Source organism: Paenibacillus sp. EKM211P, assembly GCF_011066175.1.
In the GTDB taxonomy this organism is placed as follows: Bacteria; Bacillota; Bacilli; order Paenibacillales; family Paenibacillaceae; genus Paenibacillus; species Paenibacillus polymyxa.
Genome location: NZ_JAAMNS010000001.1, coordinates 146713 through 172854, shown reverse-complemented (window position 1 = coordinate 172854; position 26142 = coordinate 146713). Strand labels below are relative to the sequence as shown.

Genomic DNA, 26142 nt, shown 5'->3' with positions numbered 1-26142 from the left:
CGGCTCTCCCTTTTTTATGACCTGATCCTAATTTGTACTTGGTTCTGAGCGCTATCAACGCTATAATAGGCATCAAACCAACAGGAAAGGTACGTGAATTCCATGCTGCGATTTAATGCTATACGTACAGGTTATCTGCTGGGCATCTCACTGATACTGGCTGCGATTATTTATTTTTTCGCCTCCAATTGGGGCGGACTGGATCGGACAGCCAAAATTGTGCTAGCTATTGCGCTTATTGTTTTGTTCTATGGCTTGTCTTTTGTATTTGCACGTGTTCGTGCTGTTCCCGGGCAACAAGCTTTTCTGTCCAATATATTTCTGCTGGCTGGCTGTGTAGCCTTCGGCGTTTCCGTGGCGTTACTCGGTCAAATTTACAACTCCCATGCAGACAGCTATGGATTGTTTCTCATTTGGTCAGTGCCGGCTTTACTGCTTAGCTGGATCACCCGCTATAATCCTTTTTATATGCTGTCTTATGTATTGATTCATTTGGGGGTATGGCTTTATTTTTATCCAACGATGCAAAGCGCGGCTTATAGCCAACTGGAATCGTTATCCATTGCTGGAGTGTTCGCAATATTCAATATGGTTCTATTTCTATTGACGTTCCTTCATCGTATACATTCTGCTCCACTACAATACATCAGCTTTACTGTTCTCCATATAGCTATGTTGGCGATGACCAACTCCTTTGCATTCGATGGGTATGGCCTGATCATGAATATACCGCATATCGCTGTGATTGCTTTAGGATTTTATATATTTATCAAGGTTCGGCTGAATAAAACGTTATTGACCTTAAATGCATTGGCGCTCTCGGCTTTTGCTGTCTTTAAATTTATAGAGCTGGCAGAGGCGTACTCTTCATCTCTATTCTTTGTTTTCGGTTTGATTTTTGTGGCATTGCTACTGACGGGTAACGTATGGTTTTTCCGTTATTTAAATCGTTTGGGAAAACCGTCTCCGGAGGCTGGAGAAATACCCAATGAGAACAAAGAAGATATCGCAAAATCCGATGCGCAGACAACTGTTTCCGAAGACCGCAGTAGTGAATGGATCAGCAAAACCGTATCCCGTGTAATCAAAGTGGTTGGAGTATTGATTGGCAGTATATCCCTCATTGGACTGATTGTGATTAGCACAAACGTAAATCACACCGAATATGTACTGCTGAGTGTGTCTTTGCTGCTGATGATTACGATGATTGTCATACCGGAGTCCAAGCTGGATTCTGTTGTCCGTTATACACTGCTGACCATCAGCTATATTACCGGTCTGGCGGCCATTCTATGGTCAGACCAGACGTTACTTTCAGTATTATTTCTGATCGTTTCCATCGCCGGATGGTTTCGCTCCAAGGGGAAAAGGCAGCAATTTTTTGCCTATACTTTTGTAAACCTGAATATGGCGACTGTTTTATTAAAGCAGTATCAAGAATGGTATGGTTGGAACTGGACCTATGAATTCATCATCTTCGCCCTATTTGTGCTCAATGCCGTGTTATATGGGGTAAGCTACTTTGTGCTCAAGACAGAGTTAAAAGAACATCTTCGGGATAGTTCATTATTCTTCAGCTTATTGTTCCTGTTTTGGGCGACGTTTTTTGAGGATGTCATTCCACACTCTTATATGTTCATCAATATTTTTTATTTTGTTATCGTTACATGGATGGTCTTTGCCTTTATTCGTCACAAACACAAATCGCAGGCCATTACGAGCGTCGTATTCTGGTTTATTTTTATCGGCTTCAAATACTATGATTTATTGTGGACGCTGCTGTATAAATCTTTTACACTGGCGCTGTTGGGGATCATTACACTCGGAATTACCTGGTGGTTCGATCGACGAATGGCTCATAGCGGCAAAGCAGCATTCGACGCCGACCACCGCAGCTTTAGCTTTATGCGCTTAAGCCCGTTACTCATTGCCATCGTCATCGTACTACAGCTGGGGATTATCGGCTATCAGACGGCGAGAAGTGAAACCCTGCTCGCCACAGGTGCCTCCGTTAAGCTCAAGCTGGCTCCTATAGACCCGCGTTCCCTGTTGCAGGGCGATTATGTGGCACTGAATTACGATATTTCTACCCCTCCTTCCAAGGACCCTCTTCAGGAGAAGGATTGGAACCGAGGCAAAGTTAAAGTCGTTCTCACACCAGACAGCCAAGGAGTATACATCTCTGATCGTCTATATCAAGATGGTGAAGTGCTTGCCAATCATGAAATCATTCTTAACGGACAATGGAATGGTTCTCGTATTCTGTACGGTATTGAGAATTATTTCATCCCGGAAGGAACCGGGCGTACTGTTGAACAGAACGCTCGTTACGCCTATATTCGGGTCAGCCGCAATGGAGATGCGTTGCTGGAACGTTTGGTGGAAGGCTGATCTGGATTGGCAAAGAGATAGAGAGGTAGAGAAATAGCGAACGAAGCGAGGCTTTAGAAATTCATTCTTTACAAAAAGCAGGCTAAACCAGGTTGCTCCATTACTGGAGTATAACTCGGTTCAGCCTGCTTGTTCTTTTGCGACAATGGAGGAAAACTCCATGATACCTTCCCTGGAAGTTTATCCTCGTTTATGCCTCTCTCGACCATGCCACGATTTCTCTAATATCCTGTGGCTGAGTCCGACAACAGCCACCAATCATACGCGCTCCTGCTTCATACCACTGACGGGCACTCTGTCCGAACGTTTCTGTACAAGTATGGCCTTGCCATGTTTTGGTGACCGGGTCATATTCCTCCCCCAGATTGGGATATACCACCACCGGCTTATCCGTATGGCTGTGTATTTCGTGAATAAGGGATGGGATGAGTTTGGGCAACGTGCAATTGATCCCTACTGCAGCCACCTGCTCGTGCTCATTCAGCCACTTTGCACATGCGGCGATAGACTCACCGTTACTGATATGCTGCTCATCCTTTGCACTAAAGCTGATCCAGGCATACGTGCCGGGGAATTCCTTCAGCAGCCGGGCGATGGCCCTGGCTTCAACCATGCAGGGTATCGTTTCACAAGCTAAAATGTCTGCTCCCGCCTCGATCAAAGCTTTCATGCGCGGCCTGTGAAACTCCATAAGCTGCTCCTCGCTCAGCTTGTAATCACCGCGATACTCTGATCCATCAGCGAGAAACGCCCCATAGGGTCCGACAGAGGCCGCAACCAGCGGCTTGGGACGAGTCTGCTGACTCGCAGTAGCCGTCACATCGGCCCAAAACTCATCTCGTGCCTGTACAGCAATCTGCACCGATGACTGAATAAGCTTCAATGCCTCATTTTCGCTCAGCCCGCGTTGAACATAGCCCTCCACAGTGGCCTGATAGCTCGCCGTAATCGCACAGTCTGCCCCAGCCTCAAAATAATCTCGATGTACACGCTTGATCGAATCTGGATGTTCATAGAGGATTTTGGCTGACCATAAGCTATCGTTTAGATCATGCCCGTGACGTTCTAGTTCAGTCGCCATTGCGCCGTCCAGCACGATCAGCTGAAATTTGTTCAGTATACGTTGTATCGGATTCATGCGGACCCTCCTGCTTGTCTTATCCATTTAACCCACTAACCAGGTTGGAATTAATTTTTTATATTATAGCATGTATGTTGATAAGCACCTCACATTTACATCCTGATGTAACGTATAAATTTTTTAAATTAGTTTCATAAGTTAAATTAATTAGATATTGTTCTTTTTTTCACAAAGTTTTTTTACTATAAAGGTGCAAACCAAACACTTTGGCCAAAAGATCAGGGAATTGCATTGTCACATTTTGCATCATCATTTATGTGAAAAAAGGTACAAGAGAGGGTTTTATCTATGTCTTTACTAGAAATGATTACAGCGACCTTAACAGATAACAGCATTGTCAGTTCTATCGCTTCTACCGTTTTTATTATCCTGCTCGGCTTCTTTTGCCGCAAGAAGGGGATTTTTACCGCAGCCGTAGGAAAGATGCTATCTAAGGTTGTTCTCACCGTGGCTCTACCGGCACTAGCCTTTAATTCTTTCATGCAGGATATCAATCCTACCATATTAAAACAAGGCATGAATGTCTTAATATGGGGGATTCTCATTTATATCATTCTCATCTTTATTTCCAAGCCGTTCTTCCTGAGCTACAACAAGGATAAGCAGGATGTGCTGCGGGTACTCACTATTTTCGGTTCTACTACTTTTTTTGGAATTCCCATTGTCGGTGCCATTTACGGTCCTACCGGAGTCATGTACAGTTCCATTTTTAATATAGGCTACCGCATTTTCTTATATTCTTATGGCTATATCAAAATGAGCGGCTTAAAAATGGAGCTTAAAAATCTTAAAACTATGTTTTTGAATCCGATCGTTATCGCGACTTTTATAGGCTTGTTTGTTTGGTTGTTCCAGGGTTATTTACCACAAATGAGTGTGGCTACAGAGGATGGAACCATTCAGCAGTTTGCTTTTCTAAGAATTGACCAAACCGCTGTCTGGCTGTTCAAGCCCATGACTTACCTTGCCGGACTAGCTTCTCCACTGGCCTGGCTATCCATTGGCTCGACTTTGGGTGAGATCAGCTTCAAATCGGCAGCTACAGACAAGACATCATGGTATTACAGCCTTGTTAAAGTTTGGCTAGTACCTATTGTGAACATCGTTTTGCTGGCTTTGTTGACTGTATCTCATATTCTGTCGGTCGATACTGTCGCTTTATCTACTATTGTCATTATGATGGCTACTCCTACAGCTACCGTAGCCGCAGCCTATGCTATCAGTTTTGATAAGGAAGCTGTACTGACTTCCAACGCTTCGCTTCTATCAACTATTACTTCCGTCGTCATGATTCCAGTGTGGATCATTACGCTCAATGTCATCGATAAAATTGGAATTTTCTAAACCAGGGGGAAAACAACATGTTAAAAATCATCTGCTATGGTGCCCGTTCATATGAGAAGCCCTATTTCCATGAGCTTAATAAATATAACTTTCAACTGACGCTGGTAGAAGAGCTACTGACCTCCAGCAATGCAGAACTGGCGCAGCATCACGATGCTGTTTTGTTAAGAGGAAACTGTGCTGCCAATCGAGAAAATCTTACAAAATTCAATAAGTACGGCATTCAATATGTTTTCACCAGAACGGTCGGAATCAACCACATTGATTTGGATGCTTGCAGCGAATTTGGAATGAAGGTCGCACGCGTCCCATCCTACTCTCCGAATGCTATTGCAGAGTTATCCCTAACGCTGGCTATGATGCTGCTCCGTCACACCGCTTATATGACTACCAAAAGCTCTTTCAAAAATTTTATTGTGGACGAGCATACGTTCAGCAAAGAGATTCACAATTGTAAAGTCGGGATTATCGGGGTCGGTCGCATTGGTCTGACGGAAGCCAGATTGTTTAAAGGATTAGGTGCTTCTGTTATCGGCTATGATGTGTACCAATCGGACGCGGCCAAGGCCGTCGTTCCATTCACAACCTTGGATGAGTTACTGGCAGAGAGTGACATCGTCAGTGTGCATGTTCCTTACCTGCCGGGACAGAACGACCAAATGATTAATGCCAGCTTTTTAGCAAAAATGAAAAAGGGAGCTATTCTCATCAACACCTCACGCGGGGAATTACAAGATAACCAAGCCATTCTGGATGCTTTGCTCAGCAATCATTTGGAAGGGTTCGGGACAGATGTCTTTCCTAAAGAGGAAGAACTATTTTTCAAAGCATTTGACCCATGGCAAATGCTCCCGGACCCAACAATCCAGAAGCTTGTGGAGCTGTATCCAAGAGTTTTGGTAACCCCTCATGCGGGCTCGAATACGGTTACTGCGTTATCCAACATGATTGAAACCAGCTACGAAAACTTCCATGATATCATTACAACTCATTCTTCGGACAATCTGGTTCCACTTCCTGTTCTCGCTATGAAATAATGTAGGAAGTCTGGCACATTCATTGGACAATAAAGAACCGCTATCTCCAGATCATACTGGAAATGGCGGTTCTTTTATATCAGGATTGATCTGATAGAGCATTAGTGGTCTTCCTACCTTGTGGTATTCTATCGATTCGATCAGGAGGCCATCGTCTACCAGGAACTGAATATATTTTTTGACTGTAATACGAGACAAGTCCACTTCTCTGGCTAAGGTTTCAACCGAAAAGGGTCCGTCCAGCTCTTGGATACTCTTCAGTATGGTAGTCATGGTCAGTTTGGACAAGTTTTTAGACAGATTTTTTGATAGATTTGGGGATAGATGTTCAGTAGTTTTTTTCGTTTCCACACCCATAGGCTCTTCTTTATTAAAATATTGATCAATGACAGCCTGATTAATTCCGTTCCCTTCCTCCATTACCGTGGCCAGACGCTGGATTTTCTCCACAGCCAGCTTAAAACGTTCGAATGTAAAAGGCTTGATTAGATAGTCCGCCACTCCATAAAAAACAGCTTCCTTCACCGTTTGGATATCCTTTGCAGCCGTAATTAAAATAACCGAAGCATGGTACTGATGCTCCTGCATATGGGATAGCAAGGTTAATCCGCTTTTTCCGGGTAAATACACGTCCAGTAATACCAAATCCGGTGTGTGTTTCTGAAGATAATCCTGCGCTTTCTGGACGGTATCTGCTTTACCTACCACATCCAAGTTGTCCATACGCTCAATAAACTGTTGGTTGAGCTCAGCAACCATGGGATCATCCTCCACAATGAGTACCTTCATTCACTCGTCACCTCCAATGTACAGGGCAACTCTACATAGATACTTGTTCCCAGGCCAGGTTGGCTGTCCATTTCAATGATGCCCTGGTGATTATCCACCATGGTTTTAACCAGATTCAAGCCGTAACCCCTGTCCTCTCCTTTGGTTGAGAAGCCATGCTCGAATATTCTTTGTTGCATTTCGGAATCAATCCCCATACCATTATCCTTCACTTTCAAAATGAACACATTTCCCTCGCACTCATAATTTAATTTTAATTCAATTTTGCCGGGTTGCCTTTTTTGTAAAATGGAGTCTATCGCGTTGTCAAAAAAATTGCCCAATATGTGTATGACATCATGAACAATGTCCTGCATCTCTAGATTGGAGACATTCGAGCTTTCTTCCAGTAACACCGAAATATTCTGCTCGCGTGCTTCGTTGATTTTCCCCATAATAAAACCTGCTAACGCCGGAACCTTAATTCTCTCTGTTAGAAAGCCTACTTCATTTTGATACCGGTGATTTAGCTGCTGAATATACTGACTGACCTCTTCATATTTCCTCATCTCAATCAGTCCGGAGATCACGTGCATTTTGTTCATAAACTCATGCGTCTGCCCGCGAAGAGAGTTAATATAATATTTGGTGCCACTTAACTGATTGCTAAGATGAATCATCTCGGATTGGTCACGCAGCGTAGCCACTGCCCCAAAAAACTCATTTTCTACATGTATAGGGGTTACTGTCGCAATGACTTCTATACCATTCACATAAAATGAGCGGTCCTTGATCTTCTTCTTATCATCAAACACTTTCTTGAAGAGCGCGTTATAAAAGCTGGTATCGATCTGCTCGCCAATCGGAGCTTTCTTGTCTTGATTCGCCAGTTGGTACTTGGCCTGAGCTTCCTTGTTCATAAGCATAATTTTCTTATCAGCGGAAATGGCTATAATGCCTTCAGAGACTTCATTTTCAATAATTACTTTTTCACGTAATCGTGTTGCTATCTCTTGTGGCTCCAGCCCAAATAAAATCGTTTTGATTTTTTGCGCCAGAATGATCGCCCCCAGAACTCCACTAAAGAGCCCCAGCATCAGTCCTCCAAAAATGGTATACTGCGCCTGCATCAAATCATGATTTAGCGTTCTCATGGTCAGTCCTACACATACAATGCCAATGACCTCATTCTGTTGATTGAATATCGGCGTAAAATAACGGTAGCCTTGACCCAAAACACCGATATTCTCAGAGAAATGTCCCTGACCGGATAGCGCCTTTCTAGCATCATTCAGATCAGAGAACGGCTTGCCAATCATGGTTTCATTCGGATGTGATAGCCGAATTAAATCGTGGTTCAGTATGACTACAAAATCTACATTAACGTTATGCATGACTCCAAGCGAGTAATCCTGGATCTGTCTCACAGGAACTCCCCGCTCAACATTACGAATCACATCGTTGTCACTGGCAACCACCTTGGCAATACCCGAAAGTTTTTCCTTCGTATTATCAAAATGCTTGTTAATCACGAAATTACGAATGAGAAGCAAGGATATAATCAAGGAAATAATAATAACTAAAACAACCAAAATAATAATCATGAATTGTAGCGAAACTTTGAATTGTCTTCTCGGTTTCAACTTGCCTTTTAACCGCAACCCTATCACCCAGCTTCTTTATCAAGCTCTCCATGAGAAGAAGAGCCTATCTTGCCCCTATAATCCCTTTTTATTCGACATTGTTTGACAAATTCCCTTCTTATTCTGCAAGCTTTACGCGTCTCATCGGGAATTAACGTAGTCTGTATCTGAAATAGAACAATATGCTGAATAAGGAAAGATCAATCCTCCATAATAAGGACGTATACCTAACGAAAGGGAGGATAACGGATGATTGACAATCTCGAAAGCAATTACGACTGCTCCCATGCAGGACAAGACCTTCACCAGCTCAAGCAGGAGCTCGCTACGCTTCAGGCACAAGATGCCAACGACCAGGCATCCAAGGAAGCCATTCATCGGCTGGAAAATCAAATTTCGTTCATCTTGAACAAATGCGATATTAACCATTAGTCGAGTCTGGCTGGTTCGGTAGAATAAAATACAAAACCGGCTTGCCTAAAAAGACAAGCCGGTTTTGTATGCTTAAGTTTATGCACAAACGAGTCCAAACTTCACAAAATTCCTCGTATCTCATCCAACGACTGCACCTTTTCCTGCTGCATCCATTGTTCTAGTCCATATACCAGCTCAGCCCCTGCATGTAAATGGACAAAGTTATACGTTCCCACCTGAATGGCGGCTGCCCCTGCCATGGTGAATTCAATAATGTCCTCCACCGAGCTGATCCCGCCCATCCCGATCACGGGAATCGATACCGCCTGCGCCACCTGGTGAACCATGCGCAAGGCAATCGGCTTGATTGCCGGGCCGGAAAGGCCTGCATACGTGTTGGCAAAGACACTGCGACGCCGACGTATATCTATTTTCATTGCAGAAAATGTATTGATCAGCGAAACCCCGTCCGCGCCTTCTTCCTCGCACATCACTGCCATCTGCGTGATGTTCTCTGCATTAGGAGATAGCTTGACGATCAGCGGAAGTGCCGTCACATTGCGCACCTGACGCACAACCTCCCGTGCTACCTCCGTCTGGATACCAAATTGCATTCCACCCTGCTTCACATTGGGACATGAAATGTTCAATTCCAGCATGTCAACGCCTCTGCGGTTCATTGTACGGCGTTTTTGCGCGTTTTCCGTAATCATGGCTACGGCCTGAACGTATTCCTCCAGATTGGAGCCGCCCACATTGGCAATAACAGCTGTATTCCAGCGAGTCATGTCATCCAGTTCATCCTTCAAAAAAGCCGCCACGCCTGGATTTTCCAATCCTACACTATTCAGCATACCGGATGCTGTCTCATGTATTCGTTGCCCCGTATTCCCCGCCTTCGGATGAAGGGTTAGTCCCTTGCCGACGATGCCGCCGAGTAGCTCAGGAGAATAGAATTCTGCATACTCACGCCCGAACCCAAACGTACCGGATGCCATGATAATTGGATTTTTGAACGGTACACCTGCTATATTACATGCCATGGAGATCATCGAACTCCACCTCCTCCACCGGGAATACCGGCCCTTCCTTACATACCCTCCGATTGCCTTCACGGGTACGCATGGTGCAGCCCAAACATGCGCCAATACCACAGGCCATGTGTCTTTCTGTTGAAATATATAAACGGGACGCTGTACCCGCCGTTTTCAGCGCGAGTGCTTGCAACATCGGAGTAGGCCCACAGGAAAACATATTCGCATAGCGAGCAGGATCGACCTGTTCGACGATGCTCCCCCCCACTTTGACCTGTACAGATGCTGCCGCTGCCTCGAACGCTTCAACCCCAAAGGCTTGCTGTGCAAAACCCAGATAAACGTCTGCATGTGGGTAATATTTTGCAGCCAACAACAAAGGTGCTGTACCCATGCCACCGCCGATTAAAGCTAGACTGCCCTCGACCTGCGGAAACCCGTTTCCGAAAGGTCCTTCCAACTGAATCTCCTGACCAGGCTGTAATTGGGAAAATAGATTGGTCCCCTCTCCAACAACCCGGTATAAAAAGGAAATACTCTCTTCCCCGATATCATAAATGCTGATGGGTCTTGGCAGCAGTGGGTAACCATTTCCGCTGCGCAGCATGTAGAACTGACCCATTTTCCCTTTATATTTGCCCTCTATCTTCATTACATAAATGCCCGGAACGAGCGCCATATTTGAAATTACGTTAGCCATATAACCCCTCCACTAACCACTCACTATAACGTAAAAGCAGCAACTATTACGTGACTATTTTCACATTTACAGTTGGCGTTTTGTTCCATGGCTCAGGTATAAAAAAAGCGTACTCCTGTTAGAGAGTACGCTCGTGCATTTTAACTAATCGCTTCGCGCTCCGCATTGCGGCTGCCGCTCGCATCCTTGCGAATTTGCTTGCTGCGTAGCTGTCCACAGGCCGCATCAATGTCGACTCCGTGCTCCAGCCGAACACTACAGCTAATGCCTTGCTTTTTCAGCACATCATAGAAGCCAGTAATCGACTCCGACTCACTCCGCTGGTATTGACTATGCTCATCCACCGGATTGTAAGGAATCAGGTTCACATTCGCCAGATTGCGACGATGGCCCACCAGCTCAGCCAGTTCGAGCGCATGCTCCTTACCGTCATTAACATCCTTCAGGAGGATGTACTCTAGCGTAATACGACGATTGGTTTTGTCCAAATAATAATCAATCGCCTGCATGAGCTTCTCAATCGGGATCGCCCGATTGATCTTCATAATGCGGGTACGAATCTCATTATTCGGAGCGTGGAGGGAGATCGCAAGGTTGACGTGCAGATCGGAATCTGCAAATTCAATAATTTTATCGGCAAGGCCACTTGTGGACACAGTAATATGCCGCGGCCCAATCGCCAGCCCTTTGTGATCCTTAATGACCCGAATGAAATCGGACAGGTTCACAAAGTTATCAAACGGTTCGCCAATCCCCATTACCACAACGTGACTGACCCGGTCGCCCGGACGTTCCTGGTCCAGATACAGCTGCACCTTCATGATTTGTCCTACAATTTCACCACTGGAAAGGTCACGGCTCTTCTTCAACAATCCGCTCGCACAGAAGCTGCATCCAATGTTACATCCCACCTGGGTCGTCACACATACGGATAGTCCAAACTTATGCCGCATTAATACCGTCTCAATCAAATTCCCATCCTGCAAGCGGAACAAAAACTTGACCGTCCCGTCTGCTGATTGTTGCTTCACGTGTTCTTCCAGGATTTCAATAGAGAAGTGCTCTGCCAACAAGCGAGTACAACTCTCGTGAACCTCTGTCATCGCCGCAAAATCAGTAATTCGTTTCCGGTACAATGCGTCCCATACCTGTAATGCCCGAGATTTTTTATGTCCATGCTCCATGAGCCATGCTGTCAATTGGTCTAACGTTAATCCATAAATGGATTCCTTTTTCATGTTCGATCCTCTTTTCACAAACGTTAAAATTCGTATTTCTATATATAAACCCTAGCCATCACGACTCGTCTCAACTATCATTGCATCATAGCATGTTTGAGCGCTCTGCGCTATTCAAACACTTCTTTTATTGTCCCAAATTTTAATTATGAACACAAGGGGGCAGGCTGATGAAACCCTGTTCAACAACAGCACGCAAAGACAGGATGACGGACACCGTGAATGATATGATTACAACCAAGGAAGGTGATGTGGTTGGAATGGTTGGTTCGGATCAAGAACGCACTCGATCTAATGGAAGATAGAATGCAGCAACCCCTCAATATCGATGAAATTGCAAAGGCGGCCTACTCGTCTCCCTTTCATTTTCAACGGATGTTTTATATGCTGACTGGCGTTACGGTAGCAGAATATGTGCGCAAACGTCGATTGACCCTGGCTGCTCAGGAGTTGAGTCTTTCTACCACCAAAGTACTGGATGTTGCGTTCAAATACGGATATGATTCCCCCGAATCTTTTTCTAAAGCGTTCCGAAAGGTACACGGTATTTCTCCCTCTGAGGCCAGAAACCCGGGAGTGAACCTGAAAGCCTTTCCGCGCATCACCTTCCACCTATCGCTGAAGGGAGATCAGGAAATGGATTATAAAATTGTAGAGAAGGCGGCGTTTACGGTCATTGGGAAGTCCATTCAAGTTACTACTAAGAACGGTGAAAATCTTCGGGAAATCCCAAAATTCTGGGATCGGCTTAACGGAGATGGCACATCAGATCGCATTCATGCCTTGGGGACAGGCGACGATATACTCGGTATATGTCTGGACATGAAGCATGGTGAGGAGACGTTTAGCTACCTTATCGCCGCAGAGGGTAACGAAGACGTAGCAGCCTCGAACGGATTAGAAGCCAGAACCATCCCGGCTGCCACCTGGGCCGTGTTTACATCCACCGGCCCTATGCCTCACTCGATCCAGAAGGTATGGCAAAGAATTTACCAAGAATGGTTCCCTGCCAGCAATTATGAGCATTCGGGCGGTCCCGAGCTGGAAGTGTATACCATGGGGGATGCTCATGCTGAGGACTACCGAAGTGAAGTATGGATTCCGATTACGAAAAAATAAACAAACGAACCGGCTGCCTATTGCAGTCGGTTTGTTATCGTATGCTCAGGACAATTGCCCCAGTTCTTTCTTTAACACAGAATATAGCCTTGCGCTTGCTAGCTTCAGCGGTGCCTCGGTTGCTTTACAAAGAAGACCAAAGGTCATATCGATCAGGCTGCCGCTTAATTGCCTCACCGCTGTTCCTACCGGGACAGGATGGACTAGAATTTGGGGCACAAGGGCAATCCCCAATTCACATTCCACATAAGATTTCAGAGCCGTCATGCTACCAATTTCCATCGTGTCTAACGTGGTTATTCCATGTTCCTTCATGACCATTTCAAGTTTACGCCGATAGGGACAGATGGACGACGTAATAAGTAGGCGATGCCCTTGCAAATCTGCGGGTCCAATGCACTCCTTTTGTGCAAGAGGGTGATGTTCAGGCATCAAAACTACAAAATTCTCCTTAAATAAAGGTTCAAAATATAGTTCTGTACCCAAATCCGGAGCAGAGCATAATGCGATGTCCACATCCCCTTTGAGAATACGCTCGCTTAATGTAGGGGTATTCCCAAACTCAACAGAAATCCGAATGTAAGGATAATGTTTTAAGAATCGCTTTAAAATTTCAGGTAGTCGGTAACTGGCGGTCGGTTCAGTCACCCCTATGCGAATGTCGCCTGCGGTTCCCTTTTGCAGGTTCTCCATATTTTCCTGCAATTGCTCCATATCTTTTACAATATGCAGACTTTGCTCGTAAAACATCCTGCCCGCTTCAGTTAACTTTATTTTCTTGCCCCGTTCAATCAGCTGAACTCCTAGATCGGATTCCAGTCTCTGTATTTGCATCGTCACGGTGGATTGTGCATAATTCAACGCTTCCGCTGCACGCATAAAACTTCCGCAATTCACAATCATCTGAAATGTTTTAAGTGCTTTAATATCCATTCTCCTACTCCTAAGTCGCTCATTTAATTCAGTTTTATTGAATTTCAAGTTCAGTTAATTCAATTATACATAATATAATACATCCTCTACAATGATCCATATTAGATCATATTATTTTTCACACAAAACTAACGAGTTGGATAAGGGGCGGACATACATGGATTTACATCAAAAAGTAGCACTGGTTACAGGAGGCGGTACAGGAATTGGGAGAGCCATATGTATGGAGCTGGCGGATCGTAAGGCTACGGTAGTCGTAAACTATTCCCGTTCTAAAGACGATGCAGAGGAAACCGTAGGTAGGATACTTGAACAGGGAGGAAGTGCAATTGCATTACAGGCAGATGTTTCCCAAGATCGGGAAGTTCGAGCGATGGTCGAGCAGATTGTTCTGCAATACGGCACGGTTGATGTACTGGTGAATAACGCCAGCATTACACATCATATTCCGATGGATGATCTAGAGGCCGTTACGGAAGCGGTGTGGAATGATCTCTTGGATGTCAATGTGAAAGGCATGTTTCACTGTGCCAGAGCCGTGGCTCCTTATATGAAGCATCGCCAACAAGGAGCTATCGTCAATCTGGGAAGTATAGCTGGACAAACAGGGCTAGGTTCCTCGCTACCCTATGCAGTATCCAAAGCAGCCGTTCACGGGCTGACTAAGTCGTTAGCACGATCGCTGGCACCTGATATTCGAGTCAATTGTATCGTACCAGGCGCGGTGGCCACAAGATGGTGGGCAGGTAGGGAAGAACAAATGAAACAATTGGCTCCCCACTTGCTGCTACAGCGCATTTCCACACCTGAGGATATTGCTAGCATGGTCTGCTCTGCTTTGGAACAGGAAGCCATGACAGGCCAGATCATTACGATAGACAGCGGACAAACGCTATAAAGTTACTGGGCTTCTAGGTAAAAAACAAGCCGCCTTCTTAGACAGAAGGTGGCTGTTAAGCTAGAACCTAAAAAGGAGAATGCTCCCGCAAGTTTGCCGGGGCGTTCTCCTCCTTATCTTATTCATAAATGATTTAAAACACTTTATTCTAATGATGATGAATACGACGTTTATTTCTCAAAATGTTGCGAATCATCTTATGATTAGGGAGCTGCCTGAATAACATATGTCCTGGATGCGGATTGGCCTCAATAATCCAGATTTGACCGCTCTTTTCAATAGCAAGATCGATGCCCAGCTCGCGAACCGGATGATTTTGGTCAATCGTGTCGGCAATAATTCTAGAAAGCTCAATGACCTGGTCCAAAATCTCTTTCATTTTCGCTCTGTCATTTTTAAAAACCCTTAAAAGCACTTTGGACAACGGCGCCGCATGTCCTCCCTTCCGATAGTTGGTAACGACCTTTCGAGGTGCAGCGACACGGCCGGTTATCCCTGAAATGACCCATTCCGATTCCGGCTTCTGCATATACACTCTGGCATCAAAAATCGAACCTTTGTACTTGGCTAACTTAAGTCCTTGCTGTACCAAATAACGACGATGAGGTCTCCGATAGCTTCTAATTGCTCTTCTTACAGCGTGGGATCTAACGACTCTGCGACTGGAGCCGCAACGAACCTCATATCTCCTCCCTACCTTTTTCGCGCGTATGATGCCGGTTCCTCCACTGCCATAATTAGGCTTGATAAAGACAGTGCGGTAGGTATCCAGCATCCGTAAAGTCCTTGCATTCGTAATCCAGCGGGTTTCGGGCAAGTGCGAGCGTAAAATGGGATGTTGTTGCATTTCCTTGTATTGAATCATCTTTCCAATGGGCACGAATATCCCTCGATTCTGTTGGGTTTTTGCACACACTACATGAATATGCATCTATATTCTATCTTGGTAACGGCGAATGCCACAGTTTGCTATGTAAGAGGCAAATCTCCTACTCTCTCTAAGCCAAGTCTTCTTTGATTTCAAAGAGAGAGAGAGGGGTACTATGGGTCTTTACATGACGCAATTATTGTAAATACCTATAAAGTTAATCCCAATAATATATTGGACCAATAACAACTCTAGATATATGATGTATTAAAAAATAACGCGAGGAGGAACGATAACATGTCTGTTTATGATTTTCAAGCAACCTCAATTAACGGGAAACCGATTGAATTGTCAGACTATAGAGGTAAGGTTCTCCTTATTGTAAACACTGCCAGCATGTGTAGCTTCTCCAGCCAATTCGCTGATCTGCAAAAGCTCTATGAAAGACGGAGAGAACAAGGTTTTGAAATCCTTGCTTTTCCATGTAACCAATTCAATGGAAAAGAGCCGGGTAGCAATTCGGAGGTTCAGGGAATTTGTCAAATTAAGCATGGAGTAACCTTCCCATTATTTGAGAAGACGGAGGTAAGAGGCTCTTCCCTTCATCCTTTATTTCAATATCTGACCCAACAGGCACCGTTTCAAGGCTTCGATACCCAGGCCAAAGACGGTCAATGGATGGACGATTTCTTGCAGGATAAATATCCAGAAATATACGTTGGCGATGGTATCAAGTGGAATTTTTCCAAATTCCTGATTGATCGCGGCGGCTATGTAAAGGCCAGATTTGAAGTAACAACGGCAACCTGTGCTATTGACCCTGTCATCGAATCGCTCTTGTAGTTTTCCTGGTCACTTCTTTAGATTCTTTAAAAAGAGAGTATCAAATGACAAAAACGTATATTTGTCATTTGATACTCTTTGTGTTATCCTGACTTCAAGGAGGTGACTCACACGGTAAGTCAACCGTGTCTCTATGGAAAAATCCTCAGATATACTGACCAAGGAACAGATTCTTATCGCAACAGAAGACACCCTTAGACGTTTTGGTGTAACCAAAAGCTCCGTGACGGATGTTGCCAAAGTGTTAGGAGTAAGTCACGGCACTATTTACCGACACTTTAAAAGTAAAGCCGAGCTTCTTGAAGGCGTGACCGAAAAATGGCTAAATGAAAAGATTATCGATCCGTTAACGGAGATATGCCAGGATTCATCTGTGCTAGGAATATCGCACTTAAAACGATATATACAGACCTTGGTCGAACTTAAGCAGTATTATGCCCGCGATGACGAGGAAATGTTCGAGATGTATACCCGGGTCACCGAGCAAGCCGCGGATTTAATCGACCAACATATCGCCCACATTGTGGATCAGCTCGCTGATATTATTGTGCGCGGGGGTATCACAGCGGATCAGCCGCCCCAACTGGCGCGTACGCTTTTCTATGCCACAGCCCGTTTTCATCATCCCGCACATGCTTACGAATGGAAAAATCCGACGATTGATCAGGAGTTTGCAGAAGTGTGGATGCTTTTAGAAAAAGGGATATCTTAAAATATATAGAAAGAAGGCCAAACACATATGAAGCATTTGGAAGGGAAAATAGCGATTATCACTGGCTCCTCCAGGGGAATTGGACGTGCCATTGCCGAGCAGCTGGCTAATCTAGGTGCTAGTGTAGTCGTCAATTATGCCAGCAGTCCGGACAGAGCTAAAGAAGTGGTAGCAGTCATTCTTCAAAAAGGCGGAAAGGCCATAGCTCTCCACGCTGATCTGAGCAAGATGGGCGATATTGAAGCCTTATTTACAAATACGATTGCTGAATTCGGCAAAGTGGATATTCTGGTTAACAACGCCGGGCTGATGATTACCAAACCTCTGGCTGAGGTGACCGAAGCTGATTTTGACCAACAATTCGCACTGAATGTAAAAGGTACTTTCTTTGCCTGTCAGCAAGCGATGAAATACATGGAGAAGTACGGAAGAATTGTGAATCTGTCCACGTCCGTGATCGGACAAATGTTTCCGGCTTATAGCGTATACGCGGGTACGAAAGGCGCAGTGGAGCAATTTACCCGTCAGCTGGCCAAGGAGTTCGGAAGCAGGCAAATTACGATCAATGCCGTGGCTCCCGGCCCTGTCAACACAGAGCTTTTTCAGGCAGGAAAAACAGAGCAACAGATCGAAGGCATGAAGAAAATGAATGCTATGGGTCGTCTCGGTGAACCGGAAGATATCGCTGATGTGATTGAGTTTCTGGTCAGCGCTAAATCGCAGTGGGTTACCGGACAGACCATCCGCGTGAATGGCGGATTCATCTAAAAGCTGGAATACATGAAATGGAGGCTATACACGTTCATGATATTACACAAAGGCGAGACCTTATTTCGACAAGGGGAATCAGGCCCTTTATATCACTTAAAGAGCGGCTTGTTAAAAATTGTCCGAGTCCATGAAGACGGCTCGCAAATTTTAGTTAATGTAATTGTGCCCGATGAAACCATCCCGCATCACTCTCTCATCAGTCCCAATCCTTATTATGGTACCGCGATGGCGCTGGTCACCTCTGAGGTTGAGGTTCTGTCGCAAAAAGAATGGTACCTGAAGCTAGAGCAAGACCCGGCTCAATGTCGAGCCATTGCTTTGCAGCTACAGGATAAGCTGCGTATGATGCAGCAACGAATTGACCAGCTCACGGAGGTATCGCCTGCCGAGAAGCTTCGGAAGCTTCAACGCTGGTTCCACTCCTACATTGCACCCGCTACGTTAACAGACGTGCTGACGCAGGAGGAAATTGGGCAGTTCATCGGGCTGCGCCGGGAGACGATTAACCGGCTATTGCGTGCTTCAAGCGCTCCATCTGCAAAAGATGATGACGATAATGCATCTCGATGAGTCTAAACCACTCTCCCACATTCAACGCGCCAAATCCGGGATGAGAGACGGTAGACGACCCTGTTGATTTCTCAACGGTCGGCTCAATCTCTCTCATTTTACGGATCACCACGTTTAATCCTTCTACAATCTCTTCTTTGCTAGTCGGTTGGGGGGGAGTATACTGCGGAGATGGTGGAACTTGGATACGTATGGGTGGAAAGCTTCCCAAGTTAAATGCGGCTGTGCCCGCCTCCGTTTTATCCCCCTTCTCCCCATTAGAATGTAGACAAAGATCTATGTTCCTAAGATGCATATAAAGAGCAGAGTTCACCAAATGAAGATACATTTGCCCAAGCGACCATTGTCCCTCCTGCGGTGTGTACTGCAATTGCTCCAAGCTGAAGCTGTCCAATTCAAGAAGATAGTGTTGTACCGTTTCTTCAAAACGCTGTAATGTTTCGCTTGTATTCATATAGTAAATGCCCCTCTCTATCAAAGTAGCTTTACTATACAAGAGTGCTACTGACAGCATTATGTCAGTAGCATTTCAACATTTTTTCCACTTCCGTACGGACACGCTCGCGAAGCGATTCAGGCTCCAGCACCACCACGTCTGCACCCCATCCAAGTATCCATGATAGTAACTCCTCTGGCTGTCTGACGCGATAGAGTACACGCAGTCCATCTGCATGCTCCTCCATGGACTCCATGTAAAAATGGTTCGCTTCCTTCACTTTATCTACAATATTCGAATTGGCTTGTATGCGGACATTTACATGGCGGTCATCGGGTTGTTTATAATCCTGCAAATTAAAATCACTAGGCAACTGATAGCTATCCTCCAGCATGATCAGCTCGTCCATACGCGACAAACGGAAATGGCGCAGCTGCTGCCGCAATTCGCATTGTCCAATCAAAACCCACGAACCATGCAGCAGTACAAGACCATAAGGGGCGACCACACGCACACTTTGGCGATTCCCGTCAGCCTCTGGCAATTTTTTGGAGTAGCTAAACCGAACCTTCCGTTTGTTCAATACAGCGATGCGTAGCGTTTCCAAATACGTTTTCTCTCTCTGGTCTGCCCCTTTACCCACCGCCAGCAGTCTGATGGTCGTTCGCACCTGAGAAACTTCCCTGCGAACGCTCTCTGGCAAAATGGCTTCAATTTTTCTACGTGAAGCTTGTGCCTTCATGCCATAGTCTGTATCAAATTTTTGTTCGATAAAATCTGCCCCGATTAGTAGCGCCACAGCTTCCTCTACAGTAAAGCTTACAGGGGGCAGGAAGTATCCCTCCATCAAGGAGTATCCAATGCCCGGTGCCCCTACAATCGGTACGCCCGATTCGCTTAAAGCCTGAATATCCCGATAGATCGTTCTCACACTCGTTTCGAAAATCGCCGCTAAATCCTCGGCCCGTAAAATATCGTTACGTTGTAACTCTAGCAAAATGGCCAGCAACCGGTCGGTTTTGTTCATACTACATCGCCCCGTCCTTGAAAGGATCTAAATGCACGAATTTAAAAGAGCAATAAGAGCAGTGCACGACTGCGGCTTATTGCTCTTTTGTCATAAAGCAGTTGCTTCTTTATTTAAAAAACACTTTTTCAACGTTATATTTAGCCTTTTGCGAATTGATGATGTAGGTTTCATAAATTTCACGATCTACCGCATCTTCCACAATACAGACCTCAATAATCGCCACTTCGTTCCGATTGGCCTTGATCGGCGATACGTTATCTTCAAAATGCTTTTTGATTCTTGGTCTTAGCTTTCTTGCTTTACCAACGAACAGCAATTCCTCCTGTGCGTTGTAAAACATAAAGATACCAGCCTTATCTCTAGGAATCAGGTGGAAATCTGTAAATCCGTAAATATGGCTGAGCTCAGGGTTAACCTGTTTGGTAATCGTGATATCTGGAGTTGGAATCGTTATATTAATCACTATGTCACTTCCTCATTCTATATAGGTGTAAATACTATCACAAATATGAAGGTAACACCATTCCATAAAATTATGGAGCGTCTCCCGGGACAGGCTTCGTCGATCTCCCCGCCGTTCTTTCGAGTGTCCAGACAAGTCCCCCTATGGCAAGGGTGGCGATGACCGCCATAATTGCTGATCCGCCGGCATGCAGCAGCAGCACGGGAACCCACAGCAGTCCAAGTATACGATGGATGGTTCGCACCCACTTGTTACGTTCTTTATTAATATAGAAGCCGTACCCGGAGATCGCCAGTATAATAGCAAAGGCTGCCAGTCCGGAAAAGGTTTTGTGATCTTGAAATTTGGTAATCAGGAAATAGACACCGTGAATGGCAATAAGAATCAAGGTCGCCCAACCCAGCAGTTTATGCAAAGAGTGAAACAACTTTCCGGCCTTTCGAACCAACATGGACGGTGATCTCAATTTCTTCTTAAACCAGAACCAACAGAAAGTGGCCGCTCCAAGAAAAACGGAGATCGTACCCAAGGTATTAAATATTTCCCCGTTACCCCCACTACCTTTTCCGCTGGGACGTCCGCCCATGTGCCCTGGTACATTGCCTCCCTGAGGTCGCATGCCAGGCTTGCCGCCGGAAACCGAGGACATGTAGTAATAGTAGATTAGGAGTAGAGCTGCTACCGTAACTGCAATGATTGCCGGAATCCAAACCGTCTTTTTCGTCTTTGTTTTCATTAATTATGCATCCTCCCCGGGAAAATTGCCTTGATTGTACCCGGTCAAGCTGAAAACAAAATTAACGCTAGCTGAAAGTATTCCTTTTCATGAATATAAAAACACATTATCTACTATGCGAGTGGGTTGGTTTCCGTTACAATATGTCAGTGTGATTCTGGCATCGGCAGATTGACGCGTACTTGAACATTATTGGAGGCTTCTATTTTTTCATGCAAAATGAATCTCATTCTAACGTAAAAATCATAACGGCCGATCCGAGCGCGATCGGCCTGTTTGGCTTGGCTATTGTAACGCTTGTAGCTTCATCCCAAAAACTTGGTCTCACTGAAGGCTTAAGCTTTATTATTCCTTGGGCTATTTTCCTTGGTGCCTTTGCACAGCTGTTTGCCTGCATTCAGGATGCAAAGCATAACAACACCTTTGGCATGACGGCATTTGGCGCTTACGCCTTCTTCTGGTTAGCTGTAGCTAGTAGTTGGATGATTAAAATGGGCGTATTCGGCTCAGAGCTGGCATCAGCGGTGGATGGCAGACAGCTCGGCGTTGCCTTTGCCGGCTATCTCATCTTTACGCTCTTCATGACCATTGGAGCCATGGAGACACACAAGGTTCTATTTTTTATTTTTGTGTTGATTGATTTTCTGTTCCTCGGCCTTAGCTTCGATGCATTCGGCATCGCCCCAGAGGTGTTCCATACCATCGCTGCTTATGCTGAAATGGGCATTGGTTTACTCTCGCTGTACGGCACAGGAGCTGCCGTGCTGAATGCTCATTTTGGCCGTACATTCCTGCCCGTAGGACAGCCTTTCGGTATTTTCAAACCACGTCCGTAGTTTCATATGTATATCTCCAAAGCCGCCTTTCGCGCCGATCCGCGTTAAGGACGGCTTTGTTCGTTTATCATGCTGGGATTAGTGAATATAAAAGCTCATAATGATAACAATATACATAAATTGTAATCAAAGGGGTATTTGTAAAAATGACACGAGCCGAGCATCGTACGACCTTACCGCAATTTCCAGAATCGTATTGGTTAGCTTCAACCGACGTCCCCAACTTTCCTAAGCTTAATGAGGATATTCAGGTGGATGTTGCTATTGTAGGTGCGGGGATCACAGGTATTACCACTGCTTATTTACTTTCCAAAAAAGGGCTAAATGTCGCAGTCGTCGACGCAGGGCGGATACTTCATGGAACAACAGGCCATACGACCGCCAAAATTACCGCACAGCATGATTTGATCTACAGCGAGTTTCTTTCACATTTTGGCAAGGAGAAAACCCGGCTCTATTACGAAGCCAACCGTGATGCTCTTGAATTCATCAGACAAACGGTAGAAGAGTATCATATTGATTGTCAATTTACAGAAGAAGATGCCTATGTTTATACAAGTTCAGATACACATGTGGAAAAAATATCCGATGAATATAAAGCTTACAAGGAACTTGGCATCCCGGGAAGTTATGTCGAACAAACACCTCTGCCTTTCTCAACTAAAGCAGCTATTATGATGGAAAACCAGGCTCAGTTTAATCCGGTTCCTTTCTTAAGGTATTTGGCAAATCAAGTCATTCGGCAAGGCGGGAAAATCTATGAACAGACTACCGTTGTGGGTGTGGATAAAGGAAACCCTGCCATCATTAAAACAAGCGACGGGCATAAAATTACCTGCAACCATGTCGTATCCTCCTCTCATTTTCCGTTTAATGATCCAAACAGTCTTTATTTTGCGCGATTGCATGCCGAACGTTCTTATGTACTAGCGGTCAAGACGGACAAAACCTATCCGGGTGGTATGTACCTAAGTGCAGAAACCCCCAAACGTTCGGTTCGATCTGTACTAATAAACGGTGAACCGATGGTCATCGTCGGTGGCGAAGGCCACAAAACGGGTCAAGGAATCTGCACATTTCAATACTATGAAGCCTTAGAAAAGTTCGCAGAGCAAACATTTGGATTAAAGGAAATCGTCTATCGCTGGTCGGCCCAGGACCTGTATTCGTTAGACAAACTCCCTTATATCGGGCAGGAATTATCCGATGTTCCTAACATCCTCGTTGCTACAGGGTATAGAAAATGGGGGATGACGACAAGTGTCGCAGCGGCTTTATTAAATACGAATCTGATTACCAGAAAGGAAAGCCCGTATCAGGATCTTTTCTCCCCTTCAAGATTTCATGCGGACCCCGACATTAAAACATTTGTGACACAAAATGCGAATGTGGCAAAACACTTAATTGCCGGGAAGCTGGGAATCAGCCACATAAAAGCCGAAGAACTCCAGCAAGACGAAGGGGCAGTCATTCGGCTGAATGGCAAAAGGGCAGGCGCTTACCGAGATTTACAGGGGACACTGCACCTAGTGGACACAACGTGCACCCATATGGGCTGCGAAGTTGACTGGAACGAGGCCGAAAGAACATGGGATTGCCCATGTCATGGCTCACGCTTTTCATATCAAGGCGAAGTCATTGAAGGACCCGCTAAAAAAGCGCTTGGCAAGGTTGAAGTCGGCAAGAGCCCTACATGAAGAGCTACACCCCGGTAACCCAACCTTTCCATAGCTCTGAATAAACATAGTTACGCTGGACAAAATACCTTCGAGAGTCATAAAAGAAAGGTGAGCCTATGATAAGCCAACAGTCTACATTAGCGGCACATGAGTCCCTGGAAATCCACGAAGTCCTTAACTTCAAAACGTTATGTTTAGCCAAGTCCAAATTAATGCAGGGCTTAGTATTCGATCAAGAGCTAAAGGATTTAATGGAAAAAGATGTTCAGCAATCTATTCAGGCTATTGCTGATTTGCAAGCAATCTACGCTAAAGCACCGTTTCAAGCACCTGTTCCTGACTCCCGTCCAACACCAATTTTAAATTGAGGTGAATGATGTGACACCTAGCCAGACCCAGTCCGCCAAAATGGATTATGTGGACCCAAAAAACTCATTAAATATGCCCGAAATGGCAGACACGACACTTGCAATGGATTTTCTGGTTCGCGTCAAGGAAGGGGTTCGGAATACAGCAGTAGCTTTAACAGAAACCGTCTCTACCGATGCCAGAACCCTATTGCGCCATCAACTGCATCAAGGTATCGCGCTTCATCAGGAAATTACCGATCTTATGGTACGAAAAAAATGGTTTCATCCCTATGATCTGCAAAAGCAATATCAATTGGATCAACTGTCAGCCAATAAGACGGTGGACATCAGTAAAATGAAACTGTTCCCAGACGATACCACCCGCAAGGGTATGTTTGATCGCACGCCGGACGAACATATGGGAGGAAACCAGGCATGAAAGCAGTGACCTACCAAGGTATCAAAAATGTTGTGGTTAAAGATGTTCCGGACCCGAGTATTCAAAAAGCCGATGATGCGATTGTCAGACTGACAACAACCGCTATTTGTGGTTCAGATCTGCATCTCATTCATGGAATGATTCCGAATCTGCAAGAGAATTATGTCATTGGACATGAGCCGATGGGTGTTGTAGAAGAAGTCGGCAGCGGCGTGACTAACTTGAAAAAGGGAGATCGCGTGATCATTCCGTTCAACATCGCGTGCGGTGAATGCTTTTATTGTAAAAACCAATTGGAAAGTCAATGTGATCATTCTAATGAGCATGGAGAAATGGGCGGTTTCTTCGGCTACTCCGGGACAACTGGTGGATATCCAGGTGGACAAGCTGAATATTTGCGTGTGCCTTTTGCCAACTTCACTCACTTCAAAATTCCGGAGAGTTGTGAACATCCTGACGAGAAGCTTTGCCTGATTGCTGATGCCATGACTACTGCATTCTGGAGCGTCGATAATGCCGGAGTGAAGGATGGGGATACCGTCGTTATTATCGGCTGTGGACCGGTAGGTCTGTTAGCGCAAAAGTTCGCCTGGTTCAAAGGGGCTAAACGAGTCATTGCGGCAGACTATCTCGATTATCGTCTGCAACATGCGAAGCGCACTAATCACGTGGAGATCGTGAATGTGGAATCGCAAGAAAACGTCGGCAACTACCTCAAGGAAATAACCAAAGGAGGCGCGGACGTAGTTATTGACTGCTCCGGCATGAGCGGCAAAATGTCTCCGCTGGAGTCCTTGGCTTCCGGGCTTAAGCTTCACGGTGGAGCTTTAGGAGGGCTGGTCATAGCTACACAGGCTGTCCGCAAAGGCGGCACCATTCAAGTTACCGGGGTATACGGCGGTCGATATAACGGTTTTCCTCTGGGTGACATTTTTCAGCGAAATGTTAATTTGCGTACTGGACAGGCTCCTGTGATTCACTATATGCCTTATATGTATGAGCTGATCGATACGGGGAAGGTTGACCCTGGGGACGTTGTCACACACGTTATTCCGCTAAGCGATGCCAAACGGGGGTATGAAATTTTCGATACCAGACAAGACAATTGCATCAAAGTTGTACTTAAACCTTAACTATCTATTGGACTGGAGGCAAATGTCGTATGGTGTATGGCCTGCACGAAACACTTGAAGTCCATGAATTGTCAGCATTCAAAACAGTGTGCCTTACCAAGTCTAAAACAATGCAAGCATTGATCTCAGATCCGGTCCTCAAAGCTATATTGCAAAAGGATGTTGACCTAACAACACGGCAATTGCAAGAGTTGGGTAACATTTTAAATCAAGCCTCGTCATCACAGGAGGTAAAACAATGAACATACTCTTGGAGCATTTGACCGGACTAAATATTTTAACCGACCAAGTGATTGCTGCCGATTTCTTAAACACCGCCAAAAGTGGTGTGAGAAATTACGCTATGGCTGTAACGGAAGCAGGAACTCCAGAAATTAAGGCTATGCTTACAAAACAACTGGATGAAGCTATTGATATGCATGAGCAAATTTCAACGTACATGATCGAACGCGGCTGGTATCACCCATGGAACGTAAACGAGCAGCTGTCGATGGATCTGCAAAATATCAATACTGCATTGCAAGCTCCTGTTTTGTAAAAGGATGCCTTCGGCATTATACGAAGCACGTTCTTGCGTATATATAAAGCCCCCAAAGCCGTCTTTCACGCCGATTCG

Annotated in this window: 30 protein-coding genes; 18 read left to right on the top strand and 12 right to left on the bottom strand. The window is 45.2% G+C overall.

The window, feature by feature from the left end:
- Positions 1-102 precede the first annotated feature (102 nt).
- The gene (locus G9G57_RS00840; RefSeq protein WP_180986851.1) at positions 103-2391 is read left to right on the top strand and encodes a GDYXXLXY domain-containing protein; all 2289 of its coding nucleotides are present in this window, start codon (positions 103-105) and stop codon (positions 2389-2391) included.
- A gap of 190 nt (positions 2392-2581) precedes the next feature.
- On the opposite strand, the gene mmuM is transcribed toward G9G57_RS00840, so the two are convergent.
- The gene (gene mmuM, locus G9G57_RS00835; protein ID WP_102997410.1) at positions 2582-3529 is read right to left on the bottom strand and encodes a homocysteine S-methyltransferase; all 948 of its coding nucleotides are present in this window, start codon (positions 3527-3529) and stop codon (positions 2582-2584) included.
- A 291-nt stretch (positions 3530-3820) separates the two neighbouring features.
- Here mmuM and G9G57_RS00830 point away from each other — a divergent pair, with 291 nt between their 5' ends.
- On the top strand, positions 3821-4876 hold the full coding sequence (locus tag G9G57_RS00830) for an AEC family transporter (protein ID WP_017426083.1): 1056 nt from the start codon (positions 3821-3823) through the stop codon (positions 4874-4876).
- Positions 4877-4893: 17 nt separating this feature from the next.
- Positions 4894-5913 (top strand): 2-hydroxyacid dehydrogenase, encoded by a 1020-nt coding sequence (locus tag G9G57_RS00825; protein ID WP_016822590.1) that lies wholly within the window; start codon positions 4894-4896, stop codon positions 5911-5913.
- Positions 5914-5964: 51 nt separating this feature from the next.
- Here the strand turns inward: G9G57_RS00825 and G9G57_RS00820 are convergent, their stop codons facing one another.
- Both G9G57_RS00820 and G9G57_RS00815 read right to left on the bottom strand, forming a co-directional pair.
- Positions 5965-6702, bottom strand: coding sequence for a response regulator (locus G9G57_RS00820; RefSeq protein WP_017426081.1), 738 nt, complete (start codon positions 6700-6702; stop codon positions 5965-5967).
- The gene (locus tag G9G57_RS00815; protein ID WP_238799211.1) at positions 6699-8324 is read right to left on the bottom strand and encodes an ATP-binding protein; all 1626 of its coding nucleotides are present in this window, start codon (positions 8322-8324) and stop codon (positions 6699-6701) included. The genes G9G57_RS00820 and G9G57_RS00815 overlap by 4 nt, the downstream gene beginning before the upstream one ends.
- A gap of 249 nt (positions 8325-8573) precedes the next feature.
- On the opposite strand from G9G57_RS00815, the gene G9G57_RS00810 reads away from it, so the two are divergent.
- On the top strand, positions 8574-8756 hold the full coding sequence (locus G9G57_RS00810) for a hypothetical protein (RefSeq protein ID WP_019689006.1): 183 nt from the start codon (positions 8574-8576) through the stop codon (positions 8754-8756).
- Positions 8757-8857: 101 nt separating this feature from the next.
- Here G9G57_RS00810 and G9G57_RS00805 read toward each other — a convergent pair whose 3' ends face one another.
- The 3 genes from G9G57_RS00805 to rlmN form a co-directional block, all read right to left on the bottom strand.
- Positions 8858-9790, bottom strand: coding sequence for a dihydroorotate dehydrogenase (locus tag G9G57_RS00805; protein ID WP_017426080.1), 933 nt, complete (start codon positions 9788-9790; stop codon positions 8858-8860).
- A complete protein-coding gene (locus G9G57_RS00800; protein WP_164964377.1) occupies positions 9771-10472 on the bottom strand; it encodes a dihydroorotate dehydrogenase electron transfer subunit in 702 nt (233 codons plus the stop codon). Before G9G57_RS00800 ends, G9G57_RS00805 begins: the two co-directional genes overlap by 20 nt.
- A 140-nt stretch (positions 10473-10612) precedes the next feature.
- Entirely contained in the window at positions 10613-11710 is a 1098-nt protein-coding gene (rlmN, locus tag G9G57_RS00795) for a 23S rRNA (adenine(2503)-C(2))-methyltransferase RlmN (protein WP_016822584.1), read from the bottom strand.
- Between the two features lie 170 nt (positions 11711-11880).
- Here rlmN and G9G57_RS26135 point away from each other — a divergent pair, with 170 nt between their 5' ends.
- Complete coding sequence (locus G9G57_RS26135; protein WP_256620833.1) at positions 11881-12015, top strand: hypothetical protein; 135 nt, start codon at positions 11881-11883, stop codon at positions 12013-12015.
- Positions 11960-12829, top strand: coding sequence for an AraC family transcriptional regulator (locus G9G57_RS00790; protein WP_016822583.1), 870 nt, complete (start codon positions 11960-11962; stop codon positions 12827-12829). Before G9G57_RS26135 ends, G9G57_RS00790 begins: the two co-directional genes overlap by 56 nt.
- A gap of 45 nt (positions 12830-12874) precedes the next feature.
- Here the strand turns inward: G9G57_RS00790 and G9G57_RS00785 are convergent, their stop codons facing one another.
- Complete coding sequence (locus tag G9G57_RS00785; protein WP_016822582.1) at positions 12875-13762, bottom strand: LysR family transcriptional regulator; 888 nt, start codon at positions 13760-13762, stop codon at positions 12875-12877.
- Positions 13763-13919: 157 nt separating this feature from the next.
- Here G9G57_RS00785 and G9G57_RS00780 point away from each other — a divergent pair, with 157 nt between their 5' ends.
- Positions 13920-14660 carry an SDR family NAD(P)-dependent oxidoreductase gene (locus tag G9G57_RS00780; protein WP_016822581.1) on the top strand — a complete coding sequence of 247 codons (741 nt, stop codon included), beginning with the start codon at positions 13920-13922 and terminating at the stop codon, positions 14658-14660.
- A gap of 148 nt (positions 14661-14808) precedes the next feature.
- On the opposite strand, the gene G9G57_RS00775 is transcribed toward G9G57_RS00780, so the two are convergent.
- Positions 14809-15540, bottom strand: a complete 732-nt coding sequence (locus G9G57_RS00775; RefSeq protein WP_025366187.1) for a YheC/YheD family protein — start codon at positions 15538-15540, stop codon at positions 14809-14811.
- Between the two features lie 285 nt (positions 15541-15825).
- Between G9G57_RS00775 and G9G57_RS00770 the strand changes: the two genes are divergently transcribed.
- The 4 genes from G9G57_RS00770 (at position 15826) to G9G57_RS00755 (ending at position 18424) form a co-directional block, all read left to right on the top strand.
- Complete coding sequence (locus G9G57_RS00770) at positions 15826-16371, top strand: glutathione peroxidase (RefSeq protein ID WP_016822579.1); 546 nt, start codon at positions 15826-15828, stop codon at positions 16369-16371.
- A 133-nt stretch (positions 16372-16504) separates the two neighbouring features.
- A complete protein-coding gene (locus G9G57_RS00765) occupies positions 16505-17083 on the top strand; it encodes a TetR/AcrR family transcriptional regulator (protein ID WP_016822578.1) in 579 nt (192 codons plus the stop codon).
- 27 nt (positions 17084-17110) lie between these two features.
- Positions 17111-17851, top strand: a complete 741-nt coding sequence (locus G9G57_RS00760; RefSeq protein ID WP_164964376.1) for an SDR family oxidoreductase — start codon at positions 17111-17113, stop codon at positions 17849-17851.
- 36 nt (positions 17852-17887) lie between these two features.
- The gene (locus G9G57_RS00755) at positions 17888-18424 is read left to right on the top strand and encodes a Crp/Fnr family transcriptional regulator (RefSeq protein WP_045244754.1); all 537 of its coding nucleotides are present in this window, start codon (positions 17888-17890) and stop codon (positions 18422-18424) included.
- Here the strand turns inward: G9G57_RS00755 and G9G57_RS00750 are convergent.
- From G9G57_RS00750 to G9G57_RS00735, 4 genes are all read right to left on the bottom strand, one after another.
- Positions 18357-18878: a DinB family protein gene (locus tag G9G57_RS00750; protein ID WP_164964375.1), complete on the bottom strand. Its 522-nt coding sequence runs from the start codon at positions 18876-18878 to the stop codon at positions 18357-18359. The genes G9G57_RS00755 and G9G57_RS00750 overlap by 68 nt on opposite strands.
- Positions 18879-18942: 64 nt before the next feature.
- Positions 18943-19887 (bottom strand): helix-turn-helix transcriptional regulator, encoded by a 945-nt coding sequence (locus G9G57_RS00745; protein WP_164964374.1) that lies wholly within the window; start codon positions 19885-19887, stop codon positions 18943-18945.
- A 109-nt stretch (positions 19888-19996) separates the two neighbouring features.
- On the bottom strand, positions 19997-20353 hold the full coding sequence (locus G9G57_RS00740; RefSeq protein ID WP_016822573.1) for a nucleotide excision repair endonuclease: 357 nt from the start codon (positions 20351-20353) through the stop codon (positions 19997-19999).
- Positions 20354-20423: 70 nt separating this feature from the next.
- Positions 20424-21089, bottom strand: a complete 666-nt coding sequence (locus tag G9G57_RS00735) for a hypothetical protein (RefSeq protein ID WP_164964373.1) — start codon at positions 21087-21089, stop codon at positions 20424-20426.
- Positions 21090-21301: 212 nt separating this feature from the next.
- On the opposite strand from G9G57_RS00735, the gene G9G57_RS00730 reads away from it, so the two are divergent.
- The 7 genes from G9G57_RS00730 to G9G57_RS00705 all read left to right on the top strand — a co-directional run bounded on the left by G9G57_RS00730 (position 21302) and on the right by G9G57_RS00705 (position 26064).
- On the top strand, positions 21302-21925 hold the full coding sequence (locus G9G57_RS00730; RefSeq protein ID WP_017426070.1) for an acetate uptake transporter: 624 nt from the start codon (positions 21302-21304) through the stop codon (positions 21923-21925).
- A 146-nt stretch (positions 21926-22071) separates the two neighbouring features.
- A complete protein-coding gene (locus tag G9G57_RS00725) occupies positions 22072-23622 on the top strand; it encodes an FAD-dependent oxidoreductase (RefSeq protein ID WP_164964372.1) in 1551 nt (516 codons plus the stop codon).
- A 98-nt stretch (positions 23623-23720) separates the two neighbouring features.
- Entirely contained in the window at positions 23721-23972 is a 252-nt protein-coding gene (locus G9G57_RS00720; RefSeq protein ID WP_117288884.1) for a spore gernimation protein GerQ, read from the top strand.
- Positions 23973-24012: 40 nt separating this feature from the next.
- Positions 24013-24393: a spore coat protein gene (locus G9G57_RS00715; RefSeq protein WP_164964466.1), complete on the top strand. Its 381-nt coding sequence runs from the start codon at positions 24013-24015 to the stop codon at positions 24391-24393.
- Positions 24390-25526, top strand: a complete 1137-nt coding sequence (locus G9G57_RS00710; protein WP_164964371.1) for a zinc-dependent alcohol dehydrogenase — start codon at positions 24390-24392, stop codon at positions 25524-25526. Before G9G57_RS00715 ends, G9G57_RS00710 begins: the two co-directional genes overlap by 4 nt.
- Before the next feature lie 29 nt (positions 25527-25555).
- Positions 25556-25768, top strand: coding sequence for a hypothetical protein (locus G9G57_RS25690; protein ID WP_013373789.1), 213 nt, complete (start codon positions 25556-25558; stop codon positions 25766-25768).
- The gene (locus tag G9G57_RS00705; RefSeq protein ID WP_013373790.1) at positions 25765-26064 is read left to right on the top strand and encodes a spore coat protein; all 300 of its coding nucleotides are present in this window, start codon (positions 25765-25767) and stop codon (positions 26062-26064) included. Before G9G57_RS25690 ends, G9G57_RS00705 begins: the two co-directional genes overlap by 4 nt.
- Positions 26065-26142 lie beyond the last annotated feature (78 nt).